We start from the raw sequence: 25,650 nt of genomic DNA, 5'->3' as shown, positions 1-25,650 counted from the left end.
GCTCGCCGGCGCCGCGGCCCGGCGTGGTAGAAGGGTGGGTATGCCTTCTTCTACCTACCTCATACCGCACCGTGGCTTGGGCGCCGTGCAGGCCCTGCCCATCTACGATGCGCAGACGAAGGAAAACCGAGAGTTCACCGTCACCTTGGCACCCCGCCCAGACGGCGGGTTGGAGGTGCGTACCGACTCCACCATCGGGCACATCACCAGCGCCGACCGCGCGGAGTATCCCGAAATAGATCTACTATTTCGCGCCGGGCTGACCCCTGCAGCCACCGCCGCGCCGCAGCCCGATGGCTCTCTGTCGCTACTGCTGCCCCGGCCGGGCCTTTGCCTGCCGGCGAATAATCCGCCAGCGGGCCCGTGGACAATGCTGGGCTATGCCCCACCCATCGACATCGCCGATCTTCCCGCGGATCTGGACATTCCCGCCCACGCCCGCATGCACGTATTGGTTACGCTCTCGCCCAGCAGCACCGGTTCCGGCACCGATGCTTATATGGGCCCGCAGTTTGTGGGGCGGTTGGAAGGGGTGGACGTCGCCAAGCAGGGCATAACCCTGGCCCATGCCTATCATGCGCCGCGCAACACCGGCCGCGTGCTCAGCATCTACGCGGGGGCGCCGCTGCCGGATTCGAAGGAAGCCTCGCTTGCCGACGCCGCCCCTACCTCCCCCGCCGCCACGGAAACCTTCGAAACTACGAGCTTCCGCGCCATAAGCACCGATGACCCCGCACCCCGCCGCCGGTGGTGGCCCGCCGTCATGGCCCTACTGGTGATTGCAGCGCTCATCGCCGTGCTCATTTTTATTCTGTAAAACTTTCGGGCAGGGTAACACCCTTGTTCACCAGCCGGGGAAATTGGAAATGGCCCACGGCAGTGCCTAAAATACAGTGTTACTATTACCCCCTATCGAAAGGCCCCAATGACTTCGCTGGATTCCGCCACCTACGTGGTCCCTGACCACGGTTTTGGCGTGATCCATAATCTGCCCATCGAGGATGTTTCGCCAGAAGTTTTCAGCGAACTGCTCGAGTCCACCGCCGCAGAAGGCGGTTACCTCTCTGCGGAGCTCGGCCCCCGCACCGCCCAGGACGGCTTCGCGGTGTGGATCGGCGATTCTCTCCTTGGCCGTCTCAGCGCCGCCGATTCCCAGGCCTACGCACTCTTTGACTGGGTTCTCAGCGCCGGCCTACGCCCACGCGCCACCGCCCACGTGAGCATGACAGATGCCTCCGGCGAAGAGTGGCCCACGCTCAACCTGCTCCTGCCGGCACCGCACCTGTGCATCCCCGCCAATAACCCGCCGGCGCAGCGCTGGACCATGCTGCCGGGCGAGGCTGCCGCCACATTGACGGAGTTTTCCAAAGACGTCACTGGCTTTCCGCACACCGACGAGCACTACCTCGTCTCCTTGCGCACCCGTGGTTTCCTGCGGCGAAATACCGTTGATGTCTATGTCAATAGCATCTTCTTAGGCTCCCTCCCGCGCGATGCCGCCCGCGAGATTGCCCCCGCCGTGCTCGACTGCACCAAATCCGGCCGCCTCGCCATTGCCCACGGCTACTTCCACTACGACGCCGATGACCGCCCCGCGCTGACCATCTACGCGCACAACGCTGCCAATAGGCACCACGCCGGCCTAGTTCTGGGCGTTGTCGCCGGTGGCGCCGCCGTCATGTCCGCGGCCACCGCAGCCCGCGCACAGGCCGCAACCAGCGTTCCCAGCGGCCCCACTGCCGGAATCTCTGCCGCTGGCACCTCCTCCACAAGTGGTTTTGCCATCACCTCTACCGCCAATGCCGCCGGCGTTTCTGGGGCCGTGACCTCGAATCTGCTGGCCGCAGCCGGTGTCGCCGTGCTAGTTGGTGGCGGCACCACCGTGGCTACCCACATGCTTAGTGAGGACGAAGCTCTTTCGGACACCCACTCGCATTCCACCGACGATTCTTCCCATTTCGATGGTATTGGTCCCAAGCGCCCCGCGCACCCCGCCACGCCCCGCATCCACGATGCTGGCCCCACCAGCAGTGTCGCCGCGCCATCCCGCGCGGATTCCCCGACCCAGCACCCGCTTGCCGACGCCCCCTCTGAGACACCACCGCAGCACCGCCACGCCCCCGCGCCCCAACCGTCTAAGCAGGCGCGGCCGACGCACACCCCTCAGACTGACCGTGCCACGACCCCTGCCGCCGGCCACCACGGCAAGCACCGTGGTGAGGACCATGGCGAGCACCACCGCCAGGATTCCCAGGCAATTTCCCGCGCCACCTCCGCCGCAGCCGCTGCCGCCGCCGCTACGGCTAATAACGTCGAATCGACCCCGGCTTCGACTCCGGCCGCGGCGCCATCTTCCAGCTCTGAGCCGGCGCCGCAGCTAGCGGCGAAGGAACCGACTGCAACCTCCACGTCTTCGTCATCGGCCGAGCCTTCCCAGACAACGCAGACCACGGAGCCCGCGCAGACCACGGCATCTACGGATTCTGCAACTTCGACGTCACCATCGAAGGCCACGACGTCGACGGAGGCTACCGCACCTGCCGAGCCGTCCGACCTACCTACTTCAAATACGTCTACTTCGGAAAAGACTTCGGCTGAAACGACCACAACTGAAGCCGGCGCCACCACCTCGACGGATAAGCAGACGCCACTGCCCGCACCAGAGTCCTCAGAGCCAACGCCTGCGGAGCCCCAGGCTGAGCCGGCACCGGATACCACCGTGCCAAGCACCACTATCCCAGGTTCCGAACTCGAGCCAACGCCAGAGCCGGAAACTACTGTCCCAACGACGACCATCCCTGGCTCGGAAATCGTGCCCACCCCGGAGCCAGAACCAGAGGTCGAACCGGAACTGCCCACGGCAGACCGCGGCGCGCCGGACGGCTCGGATGACCCCCTCGTACCGCTCGAACCAGAAGAACCGACAGAGCCGGAAGAGCCGGCTGAACCGCAGCAGCCAGAGACACCGGGGCACCCTGAAGAACCTGAGGAACAAACAACCCCGCCGAAGGTCATTGTCGTCGTTGTAGAAGATTAAGCGGCGCGCCCTGTCCCCCTGCACGAAATGCGGGATACTACACTGAGTTTAATGAACAACACACCTGGCCCCTCCCCGCAGCACCCGTCGGCATCGGCCCCAGCGCCGTCGCCCGCGACGGTAGCTTCGCGCCACGCGGCCAGGTCCACAGCGCCCAAACCAGGCATGGAACAGCGCCGCACTAAGCCCCGCCGCGCGGTCCGTGTCTCCGGGGAGCCAGACGCCCCGAAACCCAAGCCGAAACCGAAACCGCACCCACCGGCCCAGCAACAGCCGCAGCAGGCCGACTCGCCCAATGAGGAAGCAGACTTTCCCTATGTGGCGCTGACCATCCAGACCACCGGCATCCATCCCAGCACCGGGCGCATCGTTACTATCGACGCCATTGCGTTCAACGACACCAGCGAGCAGGGCCAGCAATTCCACGCCGTCCTCAAGCCCGATATCGATGCCGGGCCGCGCCACCTCCACGGGCTGAGCACCACCGATATTGAGCAGGCGCCAGCTTTTGGCAAGATCCTCAAATCGCTGGACAAGCTTATTGACGGCCGCACACTCATCGTCCACGACCTCCCCTATACCTGGGGTTTTCTCGTCGCCGAAGCCCGCCGCGCCATGATGGCCGCCGCCCGCCAAAATCGCGCGCGCAACCGCGGCCGCAACAAGGGCCGCCGGCGCCGCCAGAAGGTCGGACACGTCCCCACCCCCGTTCGCATCATCGATACTTTGGCCACCTCCTATGCGCAGCAGGTGCGGTCGAATGATGTGCGTTTAGGGGGCGTCGCTAAGCAGAGCGGCTTGGACGCTTCGCCACAGGCCTCGGTAGAGCGCGCCAAGCGGCCCGAACCCGAGACTTCGCGCGAACAAACCGAACTACTCATCGCGCTCTACCGCAAGCAACGAGGCGGCACAGTGCGCAGCTATGCGCCCGAGGACGTGCGTGCCGACCGCTTCGGCCTGCAACGCTCCCACGTGCGAGTCGACGCTGCCGAAGCCCCCGTCCAACACCACAACCCCGGCAAATACGAGCCGGGCAAGGAACTGCGCCGCGGCATGGAAATCGTAGTCGCTCCGGAAATCCTCGAGGACCCGGACACCATCATCGCCGCGCTCATGCGTGAGGAGCTCAATTATTCTGAGAAGCTCACCCGCGAATCCTCGCTGGTCGTGTGCAACGTGACCACTGACTTGGTGGGAAAACCCATGCACGCCCACCGCAAGGGCATTCCGCTGATGTCCGATACCGCGTTTCTTGACGCCCTCACCCGCATCGAAGACGCCGTCCCGGAACCCGAATCCGGCAAACCCACGCCCCAGCCCCAACGCTCTTCCCACAACAACAAAAAAGGCGGCGCTAAGAACCAAAAGCGCCGCCGTCGCCGGGGCGGCCGCGGTGGTCGCGGCAGGGGCCGACGAAATTCTGGCGGCTCGGCGGGGAAAAAGAACGACTAAGCCGCCCGCGCGACTACCCTAGGGGACATGAGTTTTAGAGTCCCGGGTGCGCTGAGGAAGTTGCGCACCACCACCGCCACTACCGCCGCGAAGCTGGCTACCACCGCTTCCCGCGCCACCGGCCGTGGCGCCGGCGGAATGATCGGTGGTCTAATCGCCAATGCCATTGACCCTTCCATCATGACAAACCTGGGTGATGGGCGCCCGGCCGTGCTGGTGACCGGCACCAACGGCAAGTCCACCACCACCCGCATGCTGGCCGCTGCAGTCCGCGCCGAGCACACCGTAGCCACCAACGACGGCGGTGACAACATGGATGCCGGCATCATCTCCGCACTCATGGCCGGCAAGGACGCCTCCCACCTGGTACTCGAGGTGGACGAGCTCCACGTGCCCCACGTAGCCGATAACCTGAACCCGCAGGCGCTGGTTCTGCTCAACCTCACCCGCGACCAGCTCGACCGCGTGGGCGAGATTAATAAGATCGAGCGGGCCCTGCGCGGCGCTGTGGAGGCCCACCCGGACATGCTCGTCATCGCCAACTGCGATGACGTTTTGATGACCTCCGTGGCCTATGACGCCAAGAATGTTATCTGGGTTTCGGCCGGCGCCGGCTGGCTCGGCGATTCCGTTACCTGCCCGCGCACCGGCGGGCACGTCGTGCGCACCGAGGATGACTGGTACGCCGTCAAGCCGCTTGCCGACGGCCGCGAATTCCGCCGGCCGCAGCCAACGTGGGGCGTCGATAAGCATGGCATTATCACCCCCACCGCTAAACGCCCCCTGAACCTGGCGCTGCCTGGCCGTGCTAACCGGGGCAACGCGGCCCAAGCCATCGCTGCCGCCGTCGCAGGCTTCGGCGTGGACCTCGACAAAGCCATTGCGGCCGCCGAAAGCATCGATGATGTGGCCGGTCGCTACTCCACCATTCACTGGCGCGGCCGCGAGATTCGCTTGCTGCTCGCCAAGAACCCGGCCGGCTGGCAAGAAGCGCTGTCCATGGTGGACCGCAGCGCCGATGGCTTGATCATCGCCACCAACGGCCAGGTGGCCGATGGCATTGACATGTCCTGGCTGTGGGACGTGAAATTCGAAGGCTTCAATGGCCTCAGCGTGAAGGCCGCCGGCGAGCGCGGCACCGACCTGGCGGTGCGCCTGGTCTACGCCGATATCTCCCACGAGCTCATCCCGGATCCGCTCGATGCGCTCGCCGCCTGCCCGGAGGGTCGCATCGAGGTCCTCGCCAACTACACCGCCTTCCGCGATTTGAAGAAGGCGCTTTCCAAGGAGGCCACCAATGCTTAATATCGGCCTAGTGCTTCCCGACGTCCTCGGTACCTACGGCGACGACGGCAACGCCCTCGTCCTGCGCCAGCGCGCCCGCATGCGCGGCTTCGAAGCGGAGATTCACCCGATCCGCTTGGGCGAGCCCGTGCCCGAGATGCTGGATATCTACACCCTCGGCGGCGGCGAAGATACCGCGCAGATTCTGGCCGCGGACCACCTGATTTCCGATGGTGGCCTGAGCCGCGCCGCCAACGCCGGCCGCCCGGTCTTTGCCATTTGTGCTGGCCTGCAGGTCCTGGGTGAGTCCTTCCGCGCCTCCGGTCGCATCATCGACGGCGTCGGCCTGCTCGATGCCACCACGGCCGGCATGCAGGACCGTGCCATCGGCGAGGTGGCTTCCGAACCCACCCGCGCTGGCGTTACCGCGGACCTCACAGAGCCGCTCACGGGCTTTGAAAACCACTTGGGCGCTACCATCCTTGGCCCCTCCGCGCAGCCCCTCGGCACGCTCACCCGTGGCAATGGCAATGCAGACCAGGCCGCCACCGCCGACCTTGCCGATGGCTCCACCCAGCGCACCTACGAAGGCGCCGTCCAAGGCAGCGTCATCGCCACCTATATGCACGGCCCGGCGCTGGCCCGAAACCCGCAGCTGGCCGATCTCCTCCTCGCCCAAGCGATGGGCGTGACCCTCGCGGATCTTGAGCCGCTTGAAATTCCGGCCGTTGACCGCCTGCGCGTCGAACGTTTCAACGCCTCCGAGCCCCCGCGCTCCCAAAGATAGGCCCATAACTGTGGATAACTGCGCCCGACGGCCCTGAAACCCCGAGTTATCCACAGGCCCGGCCGTTGCCCCTTGTAGCCGCGCATCCCACGCCAATAGGCTGCGGGGCATGACGTTATTGGAGCAGCTGGGCGACATCGCTAAGCGCGGCGTGGATCTTCTCGAAGAGGCCCACGCCGCCTCCAGCCTGCCCCTGCCCGCGGACCAAGCGCGCACCCTGCGCCGGACCGCCGCGGCCTTTCTCTCGCCCACCAGCCATTCGCGCTACCAAGCCCGCGCACTGGCCGCCGCGCGCCGCAATCACCACTGCCTAGAGACCCTCGCGCTCATCGCCCGTCGCTCGCGCAGCATTAGCGACCCCACCAAGCGCTGGCAATTCCGCGAGCAGCTCTGCGCCACCGCCGGCACCACCGCGCACGTCTCGCGCGCGGCTACCCGTCTGCTGCGCGAATTCAACCCTCCGCCCGAGCGCGAAGACGGCGGACGCCGGATTATGCACGGGGAGAAAACCACCCTGAGTTTCACCGGCCCCGCCGCACAAATGGCCGATATCTGGGCCGCCGCTAAATCCGACCCGCTGGCCTGGCTTAACGGCTCCCGCGCCGCCGCGCCCGCTACCGTGACCACCAATGTCATCATCGAGCTGCCGGATTACCTGAAAATCCTCGCCGGAAACGGCGAGGATATCCGCCTCGCTATGACCAACGGCGCCACCATCACCGGCGCCGAACTAGTCCGCCGCACCCTAGCCGGCGCGGGACTCTTCACGCTCATCCATCCCGAGCGCGGCCCAGTCAACCTCTACCGCACCCGGCAGGCCTCCGCAAAGCAACGCCGCATGCTCGAGGCCGAAGGCGCCCGCTGCGCCTGGCCCGCTTGCCGACGCCCCACCTCCGAATGCCAAGCCCACCACCTCATCGAATACTCCCGCGGCGGCCACACCCATCCTGAGAACATGACGCTATTGTGCCCGTACCACAACTCCATCAACGGGCTGCCGGGCCGCGGCCGGATGGCGCGCATTCGGGGCCGGATCGCCTGGCTCCCGCCCGCTAGCCAGGACAGGCATACACACATAGGGCACAGCAACGAACCCGACAACAGGCGCAGCGGGCGCAGCAGCAGATGCAGCACGACGACAAAGGAGGCGCACGGCCCGCCGGTATTCACCGGCCGAGCGCGAACCGGGCCTACGGCCGCCGTGCCCTAGCCGCTGTAGCTCCGCATTCGCCCAGTACTGGCCAGGGCGCTCAACGTGCTATATGGTCAGGCGGCCGGAAAGCGCGCGAGACAAGGTGAGCTCGTCCACAAACTCCAAATCGCCTCCGAGCGGCATGCCGGAGGCCAACCTGGTGATCTTCAAATCAGGGAAGTCGCGCAGCAAGCGCACCAGGTATGCGGCGGTCGCCTCGCCCTCCGTATTGGGGTCGGTGGCGAGAATGACTTCGTGGATGGTGGGGGTGGCGTCGTAAAGCGGGGTTTCGGGGGTGGAGTCTGCAAGCTCTCGGTCCGGCAACACGCCGCCTAGGCGCTGCAGCAGTGTGGAGATATTCAAATCACGCGGACCCACATTCGCCAGCGGGTCCAGCGCGCCGCCCAAAACGTGATAGCGGCCCTCATACTCGCCGGTGCGCTCAATGACCTGGATATCCTTAGGCTCCTCGACCACGCAGATAGTAGAGGCGTCGCGCTGCGAGTTAATGCAGATGCGGCAGACATCCTCACGCGAAATATTGCAGCAAATGCGGCAGAAGGTCACGCCGTCGCGCACCGCGCCCAGCGCGTTTTGCAGCCGCTCGATGTCCTCGGGTTCCATGTGCAAAACGTGAAACGCGATGCGCTGCGCCGACTTCGGGCCGATTCCCGGCAGGCGCGAAAACTCGTCGATGAGGTCTTGCAGAGGTCCTTCAAACATCAATTACTCCCAAAATCGGCAAAAGCCGCCGCCCCACCCCGGGGCAACGGCCTTATATCGTATCGCGCGGACTACTGGTTGCCGCCGAAGACATCCTCAAAAGACGGGCCGCCCTGGCCACCCATGCCCTGGGACAGCGGGCCAATCTTTTCCTGTGCCAGGCGTCCGGCCGCAGCGTGGGCCTCCTTGAACGCACCCATAACCAGGTCCTGCAGCGTATCGACGTCCTCTGGATCCACGATGGACTTATCAATCTGCAAGTCCACGAGCTCGGCGCCGCCAGTCATGGTCACCTTGACCAGGCCATTGCCTGCCTGGCCCTCGACGTTGGTAGCGAGGATTTCTTCCTGCGCCTTCTGCAAATCCGCCTGCACCTGCGCGGCCTGCGCGATGAGGTCGTTCATGTCATTTGCCTGCTGCATTGGGTCTTGGTCAGCCATGGTGTTTCCTTTCTAAATCAACTTTAAATTTCGCTACCGCCCGAGTGTACCGTGCTCGCCGCCTAGGCACGCCGCGCGCCTAGTTCCCGCTCCAGCAATTCCATAGCTACCTCGGTAGCGCTGCGATGATCCATTTCACCGGTGGACTGCGCGGCCTCCATCATGTCGCGTTCTTCGTCATCGCGGGTATAGGCCGGCGGTTCCTCGGGCGGTACCTCATCGGGCTCCGGCTCGGGTTCGGGCGGCAGCGGCACGCCGTTGCTGAACTGCGATTCATCGCGCTGCTTGGCGGCCTGCGTCGCCCGTGCGATGCGCGAGCGCCAGCCCGGCGTGTTTTCCTGCTTACTCTCCGCCTCCTGGTCGTCGGCAGGCTCGCGCGCGGGCTGATTCGGTGTCCACGCCTCCTTGCGCTGCGCCGGCCGTGGGGCATTGAAACCGGCGGTCTTCGGGTCAGTGCCTACCACGCAGGTCACGGCCACATCGCGCTGGAACTCCTCCTTGAGTACCTCCACGATAACGGCGTTATTGGCGGGCGCATTGATTCGCTCGGCAAGGGCACCGGTGGTGTGTCCCAGCGTTAGCGTGCCATCGCGGAAGCCAAGCACGCGGGCTTCGGCAAGCATAATTTCCGCTACCTTATTCCGCTTTCCGACTCTCCCCCTCAACGCCACCCATTTCTCCCTCACGGCTTCCGCAAAGTCGCCTTCCGGCTCTTGCGTTGCCTGCGGTTGCGCCGTTTCCGACACTCTTTCCGACGCCGTCTCCGCAGCGGGCTGGCCCCCAGATCGCGCCGTTGCTTCCTGGGCGGATTCCTCCGCGCGGGCCGGTACGGGTTTCTCCAATGGCTCGCGCTGCTCCTGCCGCTCCTGCTGGGCCGGCGCCGACTGCGGTATGCGCCGTTCGCGCTGCCACGGATCCTGGGACTCTTGCGGCTCCGGCTCCGACTTCGGCTGCGGCTCTACCTGCGGCTGCTGTTGTTGCTGCGGGGTTTGCTGCTCGGCGGACGATTGCGCGGTCTTAGCCGGGGGCTGGGTTTGCGTTTGCGGCTGAGGGGCGGGCTCAGAGCCAGCGGAGTGCTGCTCCTGGGACTTGGCGCGACGGCGCGCAATAATGGCGGCCGCAGCGGACTGGGGGTCTTGGGCACCTGCGACAGCTGAGGTTGCCGCGGCGGCACCGCCCGGGGTCGCAGGGCCGGCAGGCACGGGCGCTCCGGGCGCGGCCGCGGGGACAGCGGCGCCGGTGGCTGCGGGGCCGGTGGACCCGATAAGCAGGTGCGCGCACATGATTTCCAGCAGCAGGCGCGGCGAGGTCGCACCGGTGAGATCGCTGATGCGGTCGTTGACCGTGGATGCCAAGTAGGTCAGCTGCGGGCCGGAAAAACGCTGCGCCTGGGCGGTAAGCACAGAAGCGCGGTCGGTGGGCGCGGAGACGAGGCCGGCCTCGATGGCGCCGGGCACGGCCTGCAGGATCATCAGATCGCGCAGGCGGTCGAGCAAATCGATAGCGAAGCGACGCGGGTCGTGGCCGGCCTCGATGACATGGTCCACCATCGCAAAGAGGCCGGGTTTGTCTTGGTTGGCGAGGGTGTCGATGGCGTCGTCAAGCAGCGAAACATCGGTGACACCCAGAAGCGGCCGGGCGAGGTCATAGGTCAGGCCATCGGGCCCGGCGCCGGCCAGCAGCTGGTCCAGCAAGGACAACGTATCGCGCGGGGAACCACCGCCCGCCTCAATGACCATGGGGTATACGGCGTCCTCGACATGCACGCCCTCGGCCGCGACGGTGCGCTGCAGCAAGCCCTTCATGGCCGGCGGGGTCAGCAAGCGGAAGGGATAGTGGTGGGTACGCGAGCGAATGGTGCCGATAATTTTCTCCGGCTCCGTGGTCGCGAAGATGAAAATGACGTGCTCCGGCGGCTCCTCCACTACCTTGAGCAGCGCGTTAGCGCCGGAGGGCGAAATCATATGCGCCTCGTCGATGATGAAGATGCGGTAGCGCGATTCGGCCGGCGCGTAGTAGGCGCGATCGCGCAGCTCCCGCATGTCTTCCACGCCATTATGCGAGGCGGCGTCAAGCTCCGTCACGTCCAAGTTTCCGGGGCCGCCGGGGGCCAGGGAGACGCAGGAATCGCACTTGCCACACGGCATCGAGGTCGGCCCGTGCTCGCAGTTGAGCGAACGGGCCATAATTCGCGCCGAGGAGGTCTTGCCGCAGCCGCGCGGGCCGGAAAAGAGATAGGCGTGGTTGATGCGCCCCGCATCGAGGGCGGCGGATAGCGGCGTGGTGACCTGCTCTTGGCCCACGACCTCCGCAAACGTTGCTGGACGGTATTTCCGGTATAAAGCCACGGTTAGCCAGTTTACCGGCTAACCCTCGCGCGACCAGTCCAGCAGGTCAATGCCCTGCTCGGCCACTGCCCCCTGCAGCTTGCCGACGCCCTCTTCTACCCCAAACGCATATTCCGAATCCGTCAGCATGACCAGCTGCAGGATGAGGGTCAGGCGGCCCTCTTCGCGAAATTGCGGGGTCTGCCCGCCCCACAGGTACGGCGCGATGAAGAGTCCGTGGTGCACGGTAATTCCCGGCGCGTCGAGGATGGACGGCAGCATCACGCCCGGCTGCGCCGGAAGCAGACCGTCGGCCTTCTCGAAAGTATCGGCCGCGGCGTTTACGGCGGCAGCCACCTCGGGCTGCCCGGTACGCGCCACCGTCAACAGCTCGCAGCGCACATCGGTGCCGTCGTCCTGGCTCTGCAGGCCGGTGTCGGTGTTGTTGAAGGTGGTGGTGAGGGCGAGCGATTGGGCGTCGGCAAGCGCGGCGAGGCCTAGCCGGCGCTCATCGACGTAGCGGAACTCCAGCGGCGCCGGGATAATCTCGCTCAGCCACAGGGCAGACTCGTCGGCGTTGATTTTAGGCCCCCAGCTTCTCCACGGCGGCAAGCAGCACACAGGTAGCGACGCCGTCCATCGCGGTCTCGACCTCTTCCTGCGGCGGCAGGGTTGGGGCGAGGCGGATATTGCGGTCATTGTCGTCCTGGCCATAAGGGAAGGCTGAGCCCGCCTGGGTAAGCAGGATGCCGGCGTCGCGCGCAAGCTCCCAGACGCGGTTGGCGGTGCCGTCGACAACGTCGAGGGAGATGAAGTAGCCACCCTTCGGGTTGGTCCACTGCGCCACCTCGTACTCGCCCAGGCGTTTTTCCAGGATGCGCAGCACCGCATCGAACTTCGGCTTAATCAGCGCGGCTTGGCGGCGCATCACCGCGCGCACCCCTTCTGCGGAGCCGAAGAACTCGTGGTGCGCGAGCTGGTTGATCTTATTCGGGCCGATGCCGCGAATGCCGGCATGCTCTAGGTACCACTCGAGGTTATCCTCCGAGGTGCCGAAGAAACCCACTCCCGCGCCCGCGAAGGTGATCTTCGAAGTGGACGACATGGCCCAGAAGCGGTTCGGGTGGCCTTCTTCCGCGGCGATATCCAGAATCGGCAGGATTTCCGGGAATTCTTCAGTCAAGGTATGCACGGCGTAGGCGTTATCCCACACGATGCGGAAATCCGGTGCGCCGGCCTGCATACGGGCGAGGCGACGAGCCTTATCCTCAGAAATCACAGCGCCGGTGGGGTTGGCGAACATCGGCACCACCCACATGCCCTTGACTGTCGGGTCCGCCACCAGCTTTTCGACGGCCTCTACATCCGGCCCGTCTTCCTCCATCGGTACCGTCACCAGCTCGAAGCCAAATTGCTCCGTGATGGCAAAGTGGCGGTCATAGCCCGGCACTGGGCAGATCCACTTGAGTTTTTCTTCCTTGCTCCACGGCTGCGCGGAGTCATTGGTACCGAAGAGAAACGCCCACGAAATCAGGTCGAACATGATGTTCAGCGAGGAGGAGTCTGCGGCCACGAGCAGCTCGGGATCCATGTTGGTCAGCTTGCCCCAGATATCGCGCAGTTCCTTGATGCCCTTTTGGTTACCGTAGTTACGCAGGTCGTTTCCGGCAGCGTCGGTGTAATGGCCCAGGCCTGGCAGGGCGAGGAGATCATTGGAGAGGTCTAGCTGCGCCTTCGCTGGCTTGCCGCGGGTCAGATCCAGTTTCAGGCCCTTAGCTTTAAGGTCCTCGTAGTCCTTACGGACCTGAGCGGCGAGCTCAGTTAGTTCGGACGATTCCAAAGTAAGAAGCGACATGCGTATGTCTACCTTCCATGTATAGGGCGACTTTTAGCCCCCAATAGTAACGCACGCCATACAAAAAGGGGACCCCGCGCACCCGTCAGAGCCTCCTGACCCTTGCTGCATTCCTGCCCTGGGGGAGTTCAGAGGATGGACGCCACGCGGAATCCTGTCCCATACTTTAACGCCCGAGCGCCGGTTTAGCCAAATGGGACTCCGGCGGCGCAGCCCTCCGCCGCTCGCGGGTATCGCTCTCGATACCTAGCCACCACACAACGGTTAAAATTCCCCGAAAACACGCCCTGACCTGGCGATTGGTAAAATAATTGCCACGGCTGCTAATGTTTCTTCTCGGAGGATTCGACTAGCGGCCTATGTCACACGCCTGGAACGCGTGCGGGGTTCACGCCCCTCGTGGGTTCAAATCCCACATCCTCCGCCACAGGAAATCCCGGCTCGTGCTGCATAGCAACGGAGCCGGGATTTTTGTTATACCTGCGCTCGGCCGCGCTAGCCGACGCCGCGCTAGCCGCTAATCGATGACCGGCGGTTCGTAGCCGTCTTCTTTTAGCCACGCAATATGCGGCGGGGTGTTCATGCCCCACTCAGTGCGCGCCCAGAGGAAGGCCTGGGCGACCTCGGCCTCGGGATAGCCTCCGTCGCGCAGGTACTGCCGGAAGCCGTTCGGGCCTGAGTCTTTGATCCACAGCCAGACGTAGTCGTCGAGGGAGTCGTCGGCAAGCAAGCCTTCCATCCCCTCTGGAACGTATTCACGCTCGGCACGCACGCGATCCGCCAGATCCTGGTCGAGGAAGTCATAGAGATAATCCAGCGCGTCCTCTAGCTGCGCATAATCGAAGGCATTCATGCCGCCCAGCCTAGTGGCGCTTGGTGCCTAGGACCATGCGGTCGATTTCTTCCAGCACCTCGTCCACGATGGCCGGGTTATAGGCGCGGTAGCCGCGCATGCGCAGCAGCTCCTCCTGTGCCGCCGTCAGAGCGGTCCGGCGGGCCTCCAGAGCTACGTGGCGGAACTGCCAGGCGCGTTGCTTGCGGGAGTCTTCGGAAACATCCTCGCCATCACCAATCCGGTCTTCCAGCCATTGGATAACGTTGGCGGAAATTTCCGGATCCACCTTTTCGGCGTCGGGCGCGATATGCCCATCCGGCCGGAAGTTCGACAGTGCCTCGATGCTGGCCGCACGCGCACGGCCAACCACGGCAGCGCGCATCTTATCGCTGGCAATCTGGGAGGCTTCCGTGAGGTCGAGTCGCTCCATCAACCACGGCAAGAGCAGGCCGGGCACCACCATCGTGGCCAGCAAGACCGTCAACGCGATGACGGCGAGCTCATGGTGGAAACTAAACACGCCCGCCGGGATGGACAAAACCAGCGCCAAAGTGACAAGTCCACGCATGCCGGACCACGTCATCAGCAGTACCTCTTGCAGGCGCAGCGGCGCAACCCGTGGGCGGCCGCGGGAGACGTTGATGCGGTAATAGGCATACATCCACACCAAACGGACAACAAAGGCCACGAGGGACAAGATGACGCCCACGACCACCGAATGCCACAGGTCCGAGCCCACTTCGCCGATGGCGGTATTGACCGTCAGGCCAATGAGTCCGAAGGCCACGCCAGTAAAGAGCAGTTCGATGGTCTCCCAGAAGGACTGACCGGATAGGCGGTCCTCGGCCTGGATATCGGCCCGGGAATTAAGTTCTACGGCCGCGATAACCACGGCGATAACGCCGGAGGCACCGAGTTCCTCCGCGATGAGGTAGACGGCAAACGGCGTCACCCAGGTCAGCGCGTTGCGCGCGGTGACGTCGTGGACGTGGGTGATAAACAGTGCCACCAGCCGGCCGACGATCCACCCCAGGCCGCCCGCGACGAATGCAGAGTAGAAGAAGTTCAGCACGCCGCCGCCAAAGGAGAGCTCATCGCCTTGGGTTACGGCCGTCAAGGCAAGATTGAAGGCGACGATAGAGGCGGCATCGTTAAACAGGCCTTCGGTCTGCAAGGTGGTGATGATGCGCCGCGGGATGCCGGCGGGCTCGGCCACGGCATCGACTGCGACGGGGTCCGGTGGGGCGATGGCCGCACCGATGAGGATGGCGGCGGCCAGGCTAATGCCGGGCAAGAAGGCGTAGGCCGTGGCACCGACGGCCAGCGTGGTGGCGACAACCAACAGCACGGACAGGCTCAAGATAGTCACCCATTGTTCACGGATAACGCCCCACGAGGTGCGCCGGGCCAGCGCCCACAACAGCGGCGGCAGGAAAATCGGCAGGATGAGCTCGGTGGGCGGTTCAAACCTGGGTAGCCCCGGCACGAAGACGGCGCAGGCGGTGATGATCGTCAGCAACGCCGGCCACGGCAGCCCAATTTTGTCGCCAATGGCGACGACGAACACGGTCAGCAGCATGAGCCCAATGAGCACCAAAAGAACGTCCATGGGCCCAGATTTTACCCGTGCCAGGTATAGGGATCAGGAGGCAAGCGATCGGGTTCGAATTGCGCGAGCAGCTCTGCGGCGCTGTCGGCTTCATATCCCAGGGAGGCCGCCAGCTGTTTGACGACGTCCCCCACCTCCCCCATTTCCCGCATGGTCACCGCACCGTCGCGCTTGGCTAGGCGATCGCCAGATTCATTGAGCACGAGCGGGACGTGGATATACTCCGGCGCTGCGATGCCGAGCAGCGAGGCCAGGTAGGCCTGGCGCGGCGCGGAGGAGAGCAGATCATCACCGCGGACGACTTGGTCGATACCTTGGAACGCATCGTCGACGACGACGGCCAAGTTATACGCCCAGCCGGTGTCTTGGCCGCCGCGGCGCAGGATGAAGTCATCCACGTCGCCGGTATAGGTGCCGTGGAGGGCGTCGTGGATGGTGAAAGTGGGGACGTCGGCAAGCAGGCGAAGGGCGGGCTGGCGATTCTGGGCCGCAAGCTCGGCACGCTTGGCCGCGCGCTGGTCTTCGGTGAGGTTGCGGCAGGTGCCCGGGTACTGGCCGGGGATGGCGTGCGGGGCCCGGGAGGCTTCGCGGATGTCCTTACGCGAGCAATAGCACTCGTAGGTGGGCAGCTGGTCCAAGGCTTGCTCATAGGCAGCGTCGCGATCGTGCTGGTAGATGACCTCGCCGTCCCAGTCCAGTCCGAGCGCGCGCAGGTCCGCCAGCTGGCGCTCGGCCGATTCCTGGGAGGAGCGCTGCTTATCGATGTCCTCCACGCGCACCACAAAGCGCCGCCCCGTCGAGTGGGCAAAAAGCCACGCCAGAAGCGCCGTGCGGAGGTTGCCGAAGTGCAGATCCCCCGAGGGGCTCGGCGCGTAGCGGCCGGCGCCGGTGGTCGCAGAATTCATGCCCACAGTCTACGGGCTGGCACAATGGCGGGCATGGAAAAAACGAACGGCGCTGAAGTGCGCTTCATTCCCGTCCGCTCTACTCTCTACCCTTGGCTGGTCACCGTGTTTGTGGTGACCTTCCTGATTTCCAATATCAACGCCACCAAGGGCGTCCAGCTCGGCCCGCTGGTGACCGACGGTGCCTTCTTTCTATTCCCGCTGGCCTATATCGTCGGCGACGTGCTCTCCGAGTGCTATGGCTTTAAATCCACCCGGCGCGCGGTCTACATCGGCTTCGCGATGGCCATCTTGGCGGCCGTGTGCTTCTATATCGCCATTTGGCTGCCGGCGGCCGATTTCTATGAGGGCCAGGAGGCCTTCGCGGCCACGCTTGGCCTGATGCCGCAGATTCTGGCCGCCTCGCTAGCCGGCTATCTCGTGGGCCAGCTACTCAATGCCTGGACGCTGACTGCGATGAAGAAGCGCTCGGGCGAAAAGGGGCTTTTCGCGCGCCTTATCGCCTCTACCGTGGTGGGCGAATTCGGCGATACGCTGCTGTTTTGCGCCATCGCCGCGCCGGTAATCGGCGTGGATACGGTGGGTGGTTTCATCAACTACGTCATCGTGGGATTCGTGTGGAAGACCCTGATGGAGGCCGTCATGCTGCCGGTGACGGCCATGGTTATCTCGTGGGTTAAAAAGCGCGAGGACTACTTGCCGGCGTAGTAGCGGCCGAGGAATCCATCGCGGTAGGCCTCGTAGTAGCCGCCGTCGATGGCGGCGCGGATATTATCCACCAGGCGAATCATGAACTCCACGTTGTGGATGGTGCACAGCGTGCCTGCGAGGAATTCCTTCGCCTTGAGCAAGTGGTGCAGGTAGGCGCGGGAGTAATTCTCAGATACGTAGCCGCCGAATTCCTCGTCGACCCCAGCGAAATCGCGCTTAAAGCGCGCATTGGTGAGGTTCATGCGGCCGTCGAGGGTGTAAACGCCGCCGCGACGCGCCAAGCGGGTCGGCGCCACGCAGTCGAAGGTATCGGCACCGGCCTCGACGGCGGTGAAAATATCGTCCGGCTCGGAGATGCCGAGCAGGTGGCGCGGCTTATCCTCGGGTAGCTCATCGCAGACCCAGCCGACAATGGTGCCCAGGTTTTCTTTCTCCAGCGCGCCGCCGATGCCAAAACCGCCAAAGCCGCGTTTGCCTTCCTCGCGGGCGGCGTAGTCGAGGTCGAGCAGGCCGCGGGTGGCCTGGCGGCGCAGGTCCTCATACTGCGCGCCCTGAACGACGCCCCACAGGGACTGCTTCGGCCTATGGGTGCGCTCGCGAGTGAGGCGGTCGTGCTCATCCAGGCAGCGCTTAGCCCAGCGGTGCGTGCGCGCGACGGATTCTTCCTGGTAGGTACGCGTATCAACGAGCGTGGTCAGCTCGTCGAAGGCGAACATGATGTCTGCCCCCAGCCCGTGTTGGATCTGCATGGACTTCTCGGGGGTGAAACGGTGCTTGGAGCCGTCGATAACGGATTTGAAATCCACGCCGTCCTCGTCCACCTGCGCCATGCGCTCTTTCTTTGCCGCGCGGATGTCCTTATCGCTAAGTTCCGCGATATCCATCGCAAGGACCTTCTTGAAACCTACGCCCAGCGACATCACCTGGAAGCCGCCGGAGTCGGTATAGGTCGGGCCGTGCCAGTTTTCAAACTCGGCCACTCCGCCGGCCTCGTCCACGATGTCGTGGCCTGGCTGCAGGTAAAGGTGGTACGCATTCGACAAAATGGCTTGCGCGCCGGTGGAGCGAATCTGCTCCGGAGTCAGGGTCTTTACCGTGGCTTTAGTGGCCACCGGGATGAAGGCCGGGGTCTGAATATCGCCGTGTGGGGTGTGGATGACACCGCTGCGGCCGTGCTTGCCGGGACCTTCGGGCAGGCGCTTGCCGATGTCGAAGCTCAAGTCCATTTCTATTCTTCTTCCTTGTCTGCAGGGATAGGGGCTGGGGTGGCGTGTTTAGCTTCCCATTCTTCTTCCAGGGCGGTGCCTTCGATGTCCAGGGTGGGCAGAATCTTGGCCAGCCACTTTGGCATCCACCACGTCGCGCGGCCCATAAGGAACATGGTGGCGGGGACGAGGGTCATGCGGATAAAGAAGGCGTCGAAAAGCACGCCAGCGGCCAAGGCAAAGCCGAAGATCTGGATAAATGGCAGCGGCTGGTTAATAAACGCCACGAAGACTGAAATCATAATGATGGCTGCGGCCGTTACCACGCGGGCGCCTTGGGTAAAGCCGGTGATGGTGGCCTCGTCGACGGCGCTATAACGCCCGCCGGTGCCCTCCGGGTGGCGAGAAATGTGCTCGCGCATGCGGGTGACCAGGAAGACCTGGTAGTCCATCGCGAGGCCAAAGGTCACGCCGATGAGGAAGATGGGCATGAAGGAAATCAGCGGGCCCGGCGCGGGCACCAGGTTCCACAGGCCTTCCTGCCAGACCAGGACGGTCAGGCCGAAGGCGCCGCCGACGGACAGCAGGAAGCCCAAGCCCGCAACCAGCGGCACCAAGATGGAGCGGAAGACCAACAGCAGCAGCACAATGGCCAGGCCCACGACGATGGCCAGGTACGGCACCATGGCTTCCTCGAGGCGCTCGGTGATATCGAGCTGCACGGCCGTCAGGCCGGTCAGGCCGATGTCGGTACCGGTGGCGTCCTCGATCTCGCCGGTGGCCGAGCGCAGCGCGTGCGCAACGTTCACCGTTGCGGCGTCCGTGGGCGCGGTTTCAGGGGTAACCATTATCTGTGCGGCGCGCTTGTCCTGGCTCAGGCCGACAATCTGCGCGTGCTTCACCCCGCCCAAGCCCTTGAGCTGGTCCGCGGTGTAGAGGAAGGACGCGAGCGCGGCCTTATCCTCTGCGGAGGTGTCTACCACCTCAGCGGCCGGGGCGATCTCCGGCTCGGCTGAGGGCTGGTCCCCCAGCGGCTGCTCAGGCATCTCCTCTTCGGGGGCAGCATTCTCGGCCGCGTCCTGCTCCGGCGCGGGAGCGGGTGCGGGGGCTGGGGCTGGTTCGGGTTGGGACTGGGCGTCGACAAGCGGGGCCAAGGCGCCGGATTCCGCGTTGACCGTGTGGGCATCGACCACGGCGAGGAAAGGACCGTTGACGCCGGGGCCAAAGCCCTCGGACATGATGTCGGCGGCCTTGCGCTGGGTGGTATCGGGGTTCGACGTGGTATCGGCCGGAAGGGCAAGCTCCATCTGGAGTACCGGCGCGGTCATAGCCCCCAAGGAGAGCACGACCAGCGCCATAGCCAGGCCGGGCACCTTCTGGACTAAACGCACCCACCGGTTGCCCATGGTGGGCCCGCGGCGGCGCTTGCCCTTGCGGGTCGGGTTGCCGGCCACGCCGGGGATTCGGCCATGGAAGGCCTTATCGCCCAGCAAGCCCAGCATCGCAGGGATGAGCGTGAGCGAGACCAAGACGGCGATCGCGACGGTGCCGGCGGCGGCCAAGCCCATGGCCGTGAGGAAGCCAATGCGCGCAATGATGAGCGCGAAGAGCGCGGTAAAGACCGTCGCGCCGGCAAAGACCACGGAGGAGCCGGCCGTACCCACCGCCATGCCTGCGGCATCGGGCCCATCCATGCGGCGGCGCTCGGCGCGGTAGCGCGAAAGAATAAACAGCGCATAGTCGATGCCCACAGCCAGGCCGATCATGATGGCCAGAACCGGGGTCATATTATTGAGCTCAATCCAGTGGGTGGCAATAAACATGCCCAGCGCGCCGAGTCCCACGCCAATGACGGCGGAAACCAATGGCATCCCCGAGGCCACCAGCGAGCCGAAGGTAAAAATGAGCACGAGGAAAGCGACGCCCAGCCCGATGATCTCGGAGGTGGAGTTGACCGCGATCTCATCGCCAAAGCCGGCGCCATTGCCTTCGACGGTAAGGCCGCGGTCGCGGGCGATATTCATCGCCTCGGTGACGGTGTCTTTATCTGCTTGCTCCACGCTATAAGGCGACTCGGCGTCAAAATTGAAGGTGGTATACGCAATGGTCTCGTCATCGTTGACCATGGCGAGGTTATCCGCGTCAGCGCGGGCGGATGCTTCCGGCAGCCCCATATCCGTGAATTGGTGGATGACCTGATCTTGCAGACGGGGCGAGACCTCAAGTGGGTTGCCAAAGCGCGTGGTATCGCCCATCTTCAGGTTGTCCTCGAGGTAGGAGATGGTGGCGTCGATGGCCTCGCGGTTTGCTGGATCAGAAAGCTTCTGGCCATCTGGGGCCTTGAAGACCACGTTGACCGAGGGTGAATTGGCAGGGTTGCCGCCCTCTGGGAAGAGGTCCATGGTCTTATAGGTGGCATCGATAGACGGGGTTCCCTTAATGGAGAACTCGCTCGTCATCGGTTTCATCAGCAAGGCGGCGGCACCGCCAACGGCGGCGAGCAGCAGCAGCCATGCCACGATGACCTTCCACTTATGGAGGAAAGACCAGCGCCCAAGACGATAAAGCAATGTAGCCACGGGTAGATGTACCTTCGCATTCACGTGGGGGACGGGGTGAACTTCGCCCTAGTGTAGTGGCCGCACCCTATAATCCCCTATCGCGAAGCCACCTGCGTCCCAGTTTTCACAGCTGGCGGCCAGCCGGGCCCCTCCCCCCGTGCCCCGCGGCCTAGCCGGGAAAAAGAAAATCCCGGCCTGCGCAAACAGACCGGGATCTCGGTGCGGTGGCGGCGGGATTTGAACCCGCGGTTGGGGGTTACCCAACAATCGCTTTCGAGGCGATCACCTTCGGCCGCTCGGACACGCCACCGCGTTCCAGATTACGGGAGTGCGCCCGAGCGACAAAATCGCTGCGCCAGCGGGGTGCCAGCGCAGCGATATGCAGAAATACGGATGAGGATTAGTCGTCCTTCAGGCCGCCGATAACCTCGTTAGCCTTGTCCTTGATACCCTCGGCAGCGTCGGACAGCTTGTCCTTAGCCTCGGAGGTGACCTGGTCGGCCTTGCCCTCGTTAGCTACGTCCTTGTTATCGGTAGCTTCGCCGTAGGCTTCCTTTGCCTTGCCTACGAGGCCATCCTTCTTGTTTTCCAAATCGCCCATAATCACTCCTTTGAGTAGACGGATAATGTATGAGCACCAGTGTACGCACTTTCAGCGCAGGTCGCCGAAGAAGTTTCTGAGCAACATCGCGCATTCCTCTTCCAGAACGCCGCCGCGAACCTGCGGGGCAAAGGGGGCGGTGGGGGCACGCAGGACATCGATAAGCGAGCCGCACGCGCCGGTCTTGGGTTCAAAAGCGCCGAAGACTACGGAAGAAACGCGCGCAGCCTGCAAAGCACCGGCGCACATGGCGCAGGGCTCTAGGGTGACGACAAGTTCGCAGCCGGAAAGGCGCCAGCCGTCTCCATAGACGCGCACTGCTTGGCGGATGGCCTCTACCTCGGCGTGGGCAGTGGGATCGGCGCGTTGCTCGCGGCGGTTTACTCCGGTGGCGAGTTCGGCTCCGGTGGCGTCAAAAAGCACCGCACCCACCGGTACATCGCCTGCCGGGGTGCACTTGGCGACGTCCAGGGCGCGGCGCATGCGGGCCTCTGCGCGCTGGAGGGGCTCAGGCGTTATCAATGACGTCTTCCAGTTCATCGCCGAAGCCGAGCTCGCCGGCGATGCGCAGCAACATATCAGAAGGCCAGTCTTCGTCATTGTCGATGATGTAGCCCACCTGATCCTCGGATAGGCCGAGATCGGCGAAGATATCGAAATCGCCCTCGCCATACGGGTCGGCCTCTTCAGGGTCCACATCCGGGATTTCATGGTCGTTGATATCCATGAAATCGGCCGCAAAGTCATCATCAACGCCATAGGTGGCATCCGAAATGAGCATCTTCACCCCGCCCGGCACGGGGCGCACGGCGATGAAATAGGCATCCTCCACGCACAGCAGCGCGAACGCAGCGCCCTCAGAGCGCAGGCTGCGCACCGCATTGATGGAGGTCTGCGGATCCTCGAAGTCATCGTTGAAGCTGCGCACCAGCCACTGGCCCGTATTACGGGCGACGGTTACTGCGAAGGAGTAATTTTCGTTGCTCATACCTCGTGAGATTAGTCGTGTTGTGCCACAATTGTCACCGTGAGTTCTCAAGATGTTCAACGCCCTATCTGCATTATTGGCCTCGGCCTCATCGGCGGCTCTTTGCTGCGCGATCTAGCCGGATATAAACACCCCGTTTTTGGATATAACCACTCCACTTCTGGCGCCCGCACTGCAGTAAAGCAGGGCTTTGACGTCACCGATGATCTTCCCGCTATTTTGACCCGCGCGGAAGCCGAAGATGCGCTCATCGTCATCGCTGTTCCCATGACCGCAGTGGGCGAGGTCCTCGATGCCATCCAGGAGCACGCGCCTAGCTGCGGCATTACAGATGTGGTTTCCGTAAAGACCGCGGTGCGCCAGCAGGTCCTCGAACGCGGCATGGAATCGCGCTACGTGGGCGGGCACCCGATGGCGGGCACCTCCAAGTCCGGTTGGGATAACTCCCAGCGGGACCTCTTCCGCCGTGCGGCGTGGGGCATTACTTATGACTATGCCGCCGAGTGCGAGGCGCGTGGGGAAAAGATTCCTAAGCAGTGGATTGAGACCTTTACCGAGGTTGTACGCATGACGCAGATGGTGCACGCGGAGGCGGTTCCTATCCGCGTAGCTAACCACGATGCTGCGGTGGCGCGCATTTCCCACCTGCCGCATGTCTTCGCCGAAATTCTCGCCGTGGTGGGCGATAACGGCGGAATCTTGGCGCAGTCCCTGTCTGCCGGTTCTTTCAAGGACGCGACGCGCGTGGCCGGTACGCAGCCGGAGCTAGTGCAGCAGATGTGCGAAACCAATGCCCCGGCGTTGGTGGAGGCTTTGGACGAGGCCTTGGATCTGCTTCGCGACGCCCGCGAGAAGCTCGACTCCCCCGAGCCTTCCATCGCCGAGCTTTCCGACGCCGGTTATCGCGCCCGCACCCGTATCGATGCCCGTTCTGGCGCGCGCAAGGAATCGGTCTCCCCGGTCAAGATTTCTTCCCGCCCGGTGCTGCGCCTACACCCAGGCGGCCCGAATTGGGTGGCGCAGCTGCGCCAGTCCGAGTCCCTGGGTGGGCGCATCGAGATTTTCTAGCGCTTGCGACCCCGTAGGCCGGGAATGCGGGATACTACCGCGGCGGCAATAAGACCTAGCACTGCTATTTCGGCATAAAGCCAAGCGTGGTCGGCGCTGGTCTGCGGGGTTTTCGGCGGTTCGGGAGTGGTTTCCGCGGTGAGAATCGCTTCCTTATCGCGTCCGCTTACCACTCCCTCGATCCAGTCCTTGGTGCCGGCCAGCGTGGTAATAGCCGCGCTAGGTGAAGGCAGGTCTGGGTCCCCGTTCGCGGTGCCCGCCGTGGCGAGTCCGGCGAGTTTACCGTCGACAAAGAAGGGGCCGCCGGAGTCACCGCCTTGCATACCGGCTCGGCCGGTGGAGTGAACATCAAGGATGGCGCTTTCGATAAGCGGCATCGGGCCATCGGGCGCCCCGCTCGGCATCGCCCCACCCGGCATCGCCTCGCCGGCTGGCACGCTTTCTGTACCCTCCGGTGCTTTAAGCCCCGGCATAGCCTCGGCCGCGGGAACGCTTTCTCCGCCATCGGTATCCTCACCGGCGCTCGCGGCAGCGTCCGCGCCGGCAGGTCCGGCGGGGCTACCGCCGAGGAGCTCGGCCACCTCCATTTCCGCTTGGGGCAGCTGACCGCGGCGCGCCATAGAAGAACTACTGCTCCAGCCGTAGAGTGTGCCGCGTTTGCCCGGTTCCGGAACTTGGGTGGAAATCTCTGCGGGCTTTGTATCGGTGACAGGGGCGGTGAGGTGGAGAAGGGCGGCGTCGGAAAGCGGGGACAGTGCCCAGGAATCAGTGTCGTAGGTGGTTCCGTTAATGCGGGCCTGGGTGCCCGTGTTATTCACGGACTCGAGGCAGTGACGTGCGGAGAGCACCCATTGGGCGGCCACGAGAGTACCGGTACAATCACCGAAACTACCCACGCGTCCTATCTTGAGTTGGGCGACGGTGCGGGCCTCCGGGGAGTCCGTTGCTGGATCACCGTGTTCGAGTGCAGTGGCTGGGGCGGCAGTCAGTGCCACGATGCTGGCGGCGAGCAAGGCGGGGAAAATTTTGTGCTGCATGATTAGTCCTTCTTTCCGGCAGGAACGGCGATGGCAATGGCTTTGGCGACGGCCCATTCGGCCGGCCCCTTCCCTATCAGGCGGCGCCACAGGGTTGCGATAACGAGGAAGAGGGCAATGAAGGCACAGGCCCAGGCGGTGTTGTGCAGGGCGATGTGGCTTTGCCAGTAGTAGGCGGTGAGCACGTGCAAGATGTAGATGCTCAGCGACATCGCACCCAGCGCAGCAAAGGGATAGACCAGCTTGGACGCAGCTCGACCAGCAAGCAGGCAGAGATGTAGGACGACTGCAGCGACGGCAATGGACAGCACGATCTCACCCACGACGCCGGTGTGGCCGGTAAAACGTAGCCAGCCAGGAATGTCCGTAGTAAAGCGGAAGTAAAAACCGATAGCGGCAACGATGCCGGCTATCGCAGTGGAAACCCACTGCGCAGCTGCGCGTTGCTTGCGAATATAGATTTCATAGAGCAGCATGCCGGCGAGGAAATATGCGATATAGGCCAGCAGTGGGTAGACCTGCGGTAGGGTCAGCGGAGCGTATTTCACGGTCGCGGCTACGGTGGCGGCAGCGAATAGGATTAGCTTCCAGGCCCAGTGCAACGGGGGAACCCAGCACAGCAACATCATGGTGATGCCAATTACTACTAGGACGACCTGAATCTCACCTCCAAGGGGCAGTAGAGCGAGGCCGATGAGTGTAATTATGCAGCCGCGGGCGAGGATGCGCAGAAGCGTCGTCACCGTGAAATTGCGGGCAATAATCATCAATGTGATGCCCGCCAAAATGGCAAAAAGCGCAGCGGGCAGGCCGTTGAGAATGACTTTGGTATGCCACACGAGGGAGGCCATGTGCAGGACTACCATGCCAATAATGGCAAGTGAACGGGCTATATCAAGCCCAACGATGCGCGAAGATGCGGACACCGAGCGTTCTCCTTCAAGACAGAGGGGAGCGCGTTGCCGCAGTCCCCTTATTAATAAAGACTTTCTTTTTCTACTAAACCTGTTTGGAAGGTTGCTGTGAACGTTTT

Annotated in this window: 23 protein-coding genes, 2 tRNA genes and 1 other RNA gene; 9 read left to right on the top strand and 17 right to left on the bottom strand. The window is 63.8% G+C overall.

What is annotated here, in order from left to right; all coding sequences use genetic code 11:
* The first annotated feature begins 40 nt into the window (after positions 1-40).
* The 6 genes from QP904_RS10405 to QP904_RS10380 all read left to right on the top strand — a co-directional run bounded on the left by QP904_RS10405 (position 41) and on the right by QP904_RS10380 (position 7,770).
* Positions 41-817 (top strand): hypothetical protein, encoded by a 777-nt coding sequence (locus QP904_RS10405; RefSeq protein ID WP_248099253.1) that lies wholly within the window; start codon positions 41-43, stop codon positions 815-817.
* Between the two features lie 108 nt (positions 818-925).
* On the top strand, positions 926-3,037 hold the full coding sequence (locus tag QP904_RS10400) for a hypothetical protein (protein WP_284836019.1): 2,112 nt from the start codon (positions 926-928) through the stop codon (positions 3,035-3,037).
* Between the two features lie 51 nt (positions 3,038-3,088).
* Positions 3,089-4,489: a DNA polymerase III subunit epsilon gene (locus QP904_RS10395; RefSeq protein WP_284836018.1), complete on the top strand. Its 1,401-nt coding sequence runs from the start codon at positions 3,089-3,091 to the stop codon at positions 4,487-4,489.
* 27 nt (positions 4,490-4,516) lie between these two features.
* The gene (locus tag QP904_RS10390) at positions 4,517-5,794 is read left to right on the top strand and encodes a Mur ligase family protein (RefSeq protein WP_284836017.1); all 1,278 of its coding nucleotides are present in this window, start codon (positions 4,517-4,519) and stop codon (positions 5,792-5,794) included.
* Positions 5,787-6,560, top strand: coding sequence for a type 1 glutamine amidotransferase (locus QP904_RS10385; protein WP_239207833.1), 774 nt, complete (start codon positions 5,787-5,789; stop codon positions 6,558-6,560). Before QP904_RS10390 ends, QP904_RS10385 begins: the two co-directional genes overlap by 8 nt.
* A 109-nt stretch (positions 6,561-6,669) precedes the next feature.
* Positions 6,670-7,770 carry an HNH endonuclease signature motif containing protein gene (locus QP904_RS10380; RefSeq protein ID WP_284836016.1) on the top strand — a complete coding sequence of 367 codons (1,101 nt, stop codon included), beginning with the start codon at positions 6,670-6,672 and terminating at the stop codon, positions 7,768-7,770.
* 48 nt (positions 7,771-7,818) lie between these two features.
* Here QP904_RS10380 and recR read toward each other — a convergent pair whose 3' ends face one another.
* The 6 genes from recR to ffs all read right to left on the bottom strand — a co-directional run bounded on the left by recR (position 7,819) and on the right by ffs (position 13,256).
* Positions 7,819-8,475, bottom strand: coding sequence for a recombination mediator RecR (gene recR, locus QP904_RS10375; RefSeq protein WP_023020387.1), 657 nt, complete (start codon positions 8,473-8,475; stop codon positions 7,819-7,821).
* 71 nt (positions 8,476-8,546) lie between these two features.
* Complete coding sequence (locus QP904_RS10370) at positions 8,547-8,915, bottom strand: YbaB/EbfC family nucleoid-associated protein (RefSeq protein WP_023020386.1); 369 nt, start codon at positions 8,913-8,915, stop codon at positions 8,547-8,549.
* Positions 8,916-8,977: 62 nt separating this feature from the next.
* Positions 8,978-11,263, bottom strand: coding sequence for a DNA polymerase III subunit gamma and tau (locus tag QP904_RS10365; protein WP_284836015.1), 2,286 nt, complete (start codon positions 11,261-11,263; stop codon positions 8,978-8,980).
* A gap of 18 nt (positions 11,264-11,281) precedes the next feature.
* On the bottom strand, positions 11,282-11,863 hold the full coding sequence (locus QP904_RS10360) for a hypothetical protein (RefSeq protein WP_239207830.1): 582 nt from the start codon (positions 11,861-11,863) through the stop codon (positions 11,282-11,284).
* On the bottom strand, positions 11,826-13,097 hold the full coding sequence (locus QP904_RS10355; protein ID WP_284836014.1) for an aspartate aminotransferase type Ic: 1,272 nt from the start codon (positions 13,095-13,097) through the stop codon (positions 11,826-11,828). Before QP904_RS10355 ends, QP904_RS10360 begins: the two co-directional genes overlap by 38 nt.
* Positions 13,098-13,157: 60 nt before the next feature.
* An RNA gene (gene ffs, locus QP904_RS10350) (signal recognition particle sRNA small type) lies at positions 13,158-13,256 on the bottom strand.
* Between the two features lie 179 nt (positions 13,257-13,435).
* Between ffs and QP904_RS10345 the strand changes: the two genes are divergently transcribed.
* Positions 13,436-13,524, top strand: a tRNA-Ser gene (locus QP904_RS10345).
* Positions 13,525-13,614: 90 nt separating this feature from the next.
* On the opposite strand, the gene QP904_RS10340 is transcribed toward QP904_RS10345, so the two are convergent.
* Genes QP904_RS10340 through gluQRS form a run of 3 tightly spaced genes read right to left on the bottom strand, consistent with a single transcriptional unit; the run spans position 13,615 to position 16,446 of the window.
* Positions 13,615-13,950 (bottom strand): hypothetical protein, encoded by a 336-nt coding sequence (locus QP904_RS10340; protein WP_284799289.1) that lies wholly within the window; start codon positions 13,948-13,950, stop codon positions 13,615-13,617.
* A 10-nt stretch (positions 13,951-13,960) separates the two neighbouring features.
* Positions 13,961-15,541, bottom strand: a complete 1,581-nt coding sequence (locus QP904_RS10335) for a cation:proton antiporter (protein WP_284836013.1) — start codon at positions 15,539-15,541, stop codon at positions 13,961-13,963.
* 11 nt (positions 15,542-15,552) lie between these two features.
* Positions 15,553-16,446, bottom strand: a complete 894-nt coding sequence (gene gluQRS / locus QP904_RS10330) for a tRNA glutamyl-Q(34) synthetase GluQRS (protein WP_239207827.1) — start codon at positions 16,444-16,446, stop codon at positions 15,553-15,555.
* A gap of 33 nt (positions 16,447-16,479) precedes the next feature.
* Here gluQRS and QP904_RS10325 point away from each other — a divergent pair, with 33 nt between their 5' ends.
* Entirely contained in the window at positions 16,480-17,154 is a 675-nt protein-coding gene (locus QP904_RS10325) for a queuosine precursor transporter (RefSeq protein ID WP_369707467.1), read from the top strand.
* Here QP904_RS10325 and tgt read toward each other — a convergent pair.
* The 6 genes from tgt to QP904_RS10295 form a co-directional block, all read right to left on the bottom strand.
* Positions 17,139-18,383, bottom strand: a complete 1,245-nt coding sequence (tgt, locus tag QP904_RS10320; protein WP_284836012.1) for a tRNA guanosine(34) transglycosylase Tgt — start codon at positions 18,381-18,383, stop codon at positions 17,139-17,141. The genes QP904_RS10325 and tgt overlap by 16 nt on opposite strands.
* Positions 18,384-18,385: 2 nt before the next feature.
* Positions 18,386-20,941 (bottom strand): MMPL family transporter, encoded by a 2,556-nt coding sequence (locus QP904_RS10315; protein WP_239207825.1) that lies wholly within the window; start codon positions 20,939-20,941, stop codon positions 18,386-18,388.
* Between the two features lie 204 nt (positions 20,942-21,145).
* Positions 21,146-21,233 (bottom strand) — tRNA-Ser (locus QP904_RS10310).
* Between the two features lie 90 nt (positions 21,234-21,323).
* Entirely contained in the window at positions 21,324-21,524 is a 201-nt protein-coding gene (locus tag QP904_RS10305; RefSeq protein ID WP_005323174.1) for a CsbD family protein, read from the bottom strand.
* A 51-nt stretch (positions 21,525-21,575) separates the two neighbouring features.
* Entirely contained in the window at positions 21,576-22,007 is a 432-nt protein-coding gene (locus QP904_RS10300; RefSeq protein WP_200289076.1) for a nucleoside deaminase, read from the bottom strand.
* 25 nt (positions 22,008-22,032) lie between these two features.
* On the bottom strand, positions 22,033-22,512 hold the full coding sequence (locus QP904_RS10295; RefSeq protein WP_239207824.1) for a tRNA adenosine deaminase-associated protein: 480 nt from the start codon (positions 22,510-22,512) through the stop codon (positions 22,033-22,035).
* 39 nt (positions 22,513-22,551) lie between these two features.
* Here QP904_RS10295 and QP904_RS10290 point away from each other — a divergent pair, with 39 nt between their 5' ends.
* The gene (locus QP904_RS10290; protein ID WP_248099271.1) at positions 22,552-23,580 is read left to right on the top strand and encodes a prephenate dehydrogenase; all 1,029 of its coding nucleotides are present in this window, start codon (positions 22,552-22,554) and stop codon (positions 23,578-23,580) included.
* On the opposite strand, the gene QP904_RS10285 is transcribed toward QP904_RS10290, so the two are convergent.
* Both QP904_RS10285 and QP904_RS10280 read right to left on the bottom strand, forming a co-directional pair.
* A complete protein-coding gene (locus QP904_RS10285; protein ID WP_284836011.1) occupies positions 23,577-24,617 on the bottom strand; it encodes a trypsin-like serine protease in 1,041 nt (346 codons plus the stop codon). The two genes, QP904_RS10290 and QP904_RS10285, sit on opposite strands and share 4 nt — an antisense overlap.
* A gap of 2 nt (positions 24,618-24,619) precedes the next feature.
* On the bottom strand, positions 24,620-25,543 hold the full coding sequence (locus QP904_RS10280; RefSeq protein WP_259824787.1) for a DUF418 domain-containing protein: 924 nt from the start codon (positions 25,541-25,543) through the stop codon (positions 24,620-24,622).
* Positions 25,544-25,650 lie beyond the last annotated feature (107 nt).

Source organism: Corynebacterium nasorum (genome assembly GCF_030229765.1).
Classification (GTDB): Bacteria; Actinomycetota; Actinomycetes; order Mycobacteriales; family Mycobacteriaceae; genus Corynebacterium; species Corynebacterium kefirresidentii.
Note: the sequence above shows the minus strand (reverse complement) of the source record. Positions and strands in the feature narration are given on the sequence as shown.

Bases quoted from the DNA above. Each gene is read 5' to 3' on its own strand.
- tgt (WP_284836012.1), bottom strand. From the start codon at position 18,383: ATGGACTTGAGCTTCGACATCGGCAAGCGCCTGCCCGAAGGTCCCGGC.
- QP904_RS10400 (WP_284836019.1), top strand. From the start codon at position 926: ATGACTTCGCTGGATTCCGCCACCTACGTGGTCCCTGACCACGGTTTT.
- QP904_RS10395 (WP_284836018.1), top strand. From the start codon at position 3,089: ATGAACAACACACCTGGCCCCTCCCCGCAGCACCCGTCGGCATCGGCC.
- QP904_RS10325 (WP_369707467.1), top strand. From the start codon at position 16,480: ATGGAAAAAACGAACGGCGCTGAAGTGCGCTTCATTCCCGTCCGCTCT.
- QP904_RS10300 (WP_200289076.1), bottom strand. From the start codon at position 22,007: ATGCGCCGCGCCCTGGACGTCGCCAAGTGCACCCCGGCAGGCGATGTA.
- QP904_RS10390 (WP_284836017.1), top strand. From the start codon at position 4,517: ATGAGTTTTAGAGTCCCGGGTGCGCTGAGGAAGTTGCGCACCACCACC.
- QP904_RS10355 (WP_284836014.1), bottom strand. From the start codon at position 13,097: ATGTCGCTTCTTACTTTGGAATCGTCCGAACTAACTGAGCTCGCCGCT.
- QP904_RS10335 (WP_284836013.1), bottom strand. From the start codon at position 15,541: ATGGACGTTCTTTTGGTGCTCATTGGGCTCATGCTGCTGACCGTGTTC.
- QP904_RS10305 (WP_005323174.1), bottom strand. From the start codon at position 21,524: ATGGGCGATTTGGAAAACAAGAAGGATGGCCTCGTAGGCAAGGCAAAG.
- QP904_RS10340 (WP_284799289.1), bottom strand. From the start codon at position 13,950: ATGAATGCCTTCGATTATGCGCAGCTAGAGGACGCGCTGGATTATCTC.
- QP904_RS10405 (WP_248099253.1), top strand. From the start codon at position 41: ATGCCTTCTTCTACCTACCTCATACCGCACCGTGGCTTGGGCGCCGTG.
- gluQRS (WP_239207827.1), bottom strand. From the start codon at position 16,446: ATGAATTCTGCGACCACCGGCGCCGGCCGCTACGCGCCGAGCCCCTCG.
- QP904_RS10295 (WP_239207824.1), bottom strand. From the start codon at position 22,512: ATGAGCAACGAAAATTACTCCTTCGCAGTAACCGTCGCCCGTAATACG.
- QP904_RS10385 (WP_239207833.1), top strand. From the start codon at position 5,787: ATGCTTAATATCGGCCTAGTGCTTCCCGACGTCCTCGGTACCTACGGC.
- QP904_RS10370 (WP_023020386.1), bottom strand. From the start codon at position 8,915: ATGGCTGACCAAGACCCAATGCAGCAGGCAAATGACATGAACGACCTC.
- recR (WP_023020387.1), bottom strand. From the start codon at position 8,475: ATGTTTGAAGGACCTCTGCAAGACCTCATCGACGAGTTTTCGCGCCTG.
- QP904_RS10285 (WP_284836011.1), bottom strand. From the start codon at position 24,617: ATGCAGCACAAAATTTTCCCCGCCTTGCTCGCCGCCAGCATCGTGGCA.
- QP904_RS10380 (WP_284836016.1), top strand. From the start codon at position 6,670: ATGACGTTATTGGAGCAGCTGGGCGACATCGCTAAGCGCGGCGTGGAT.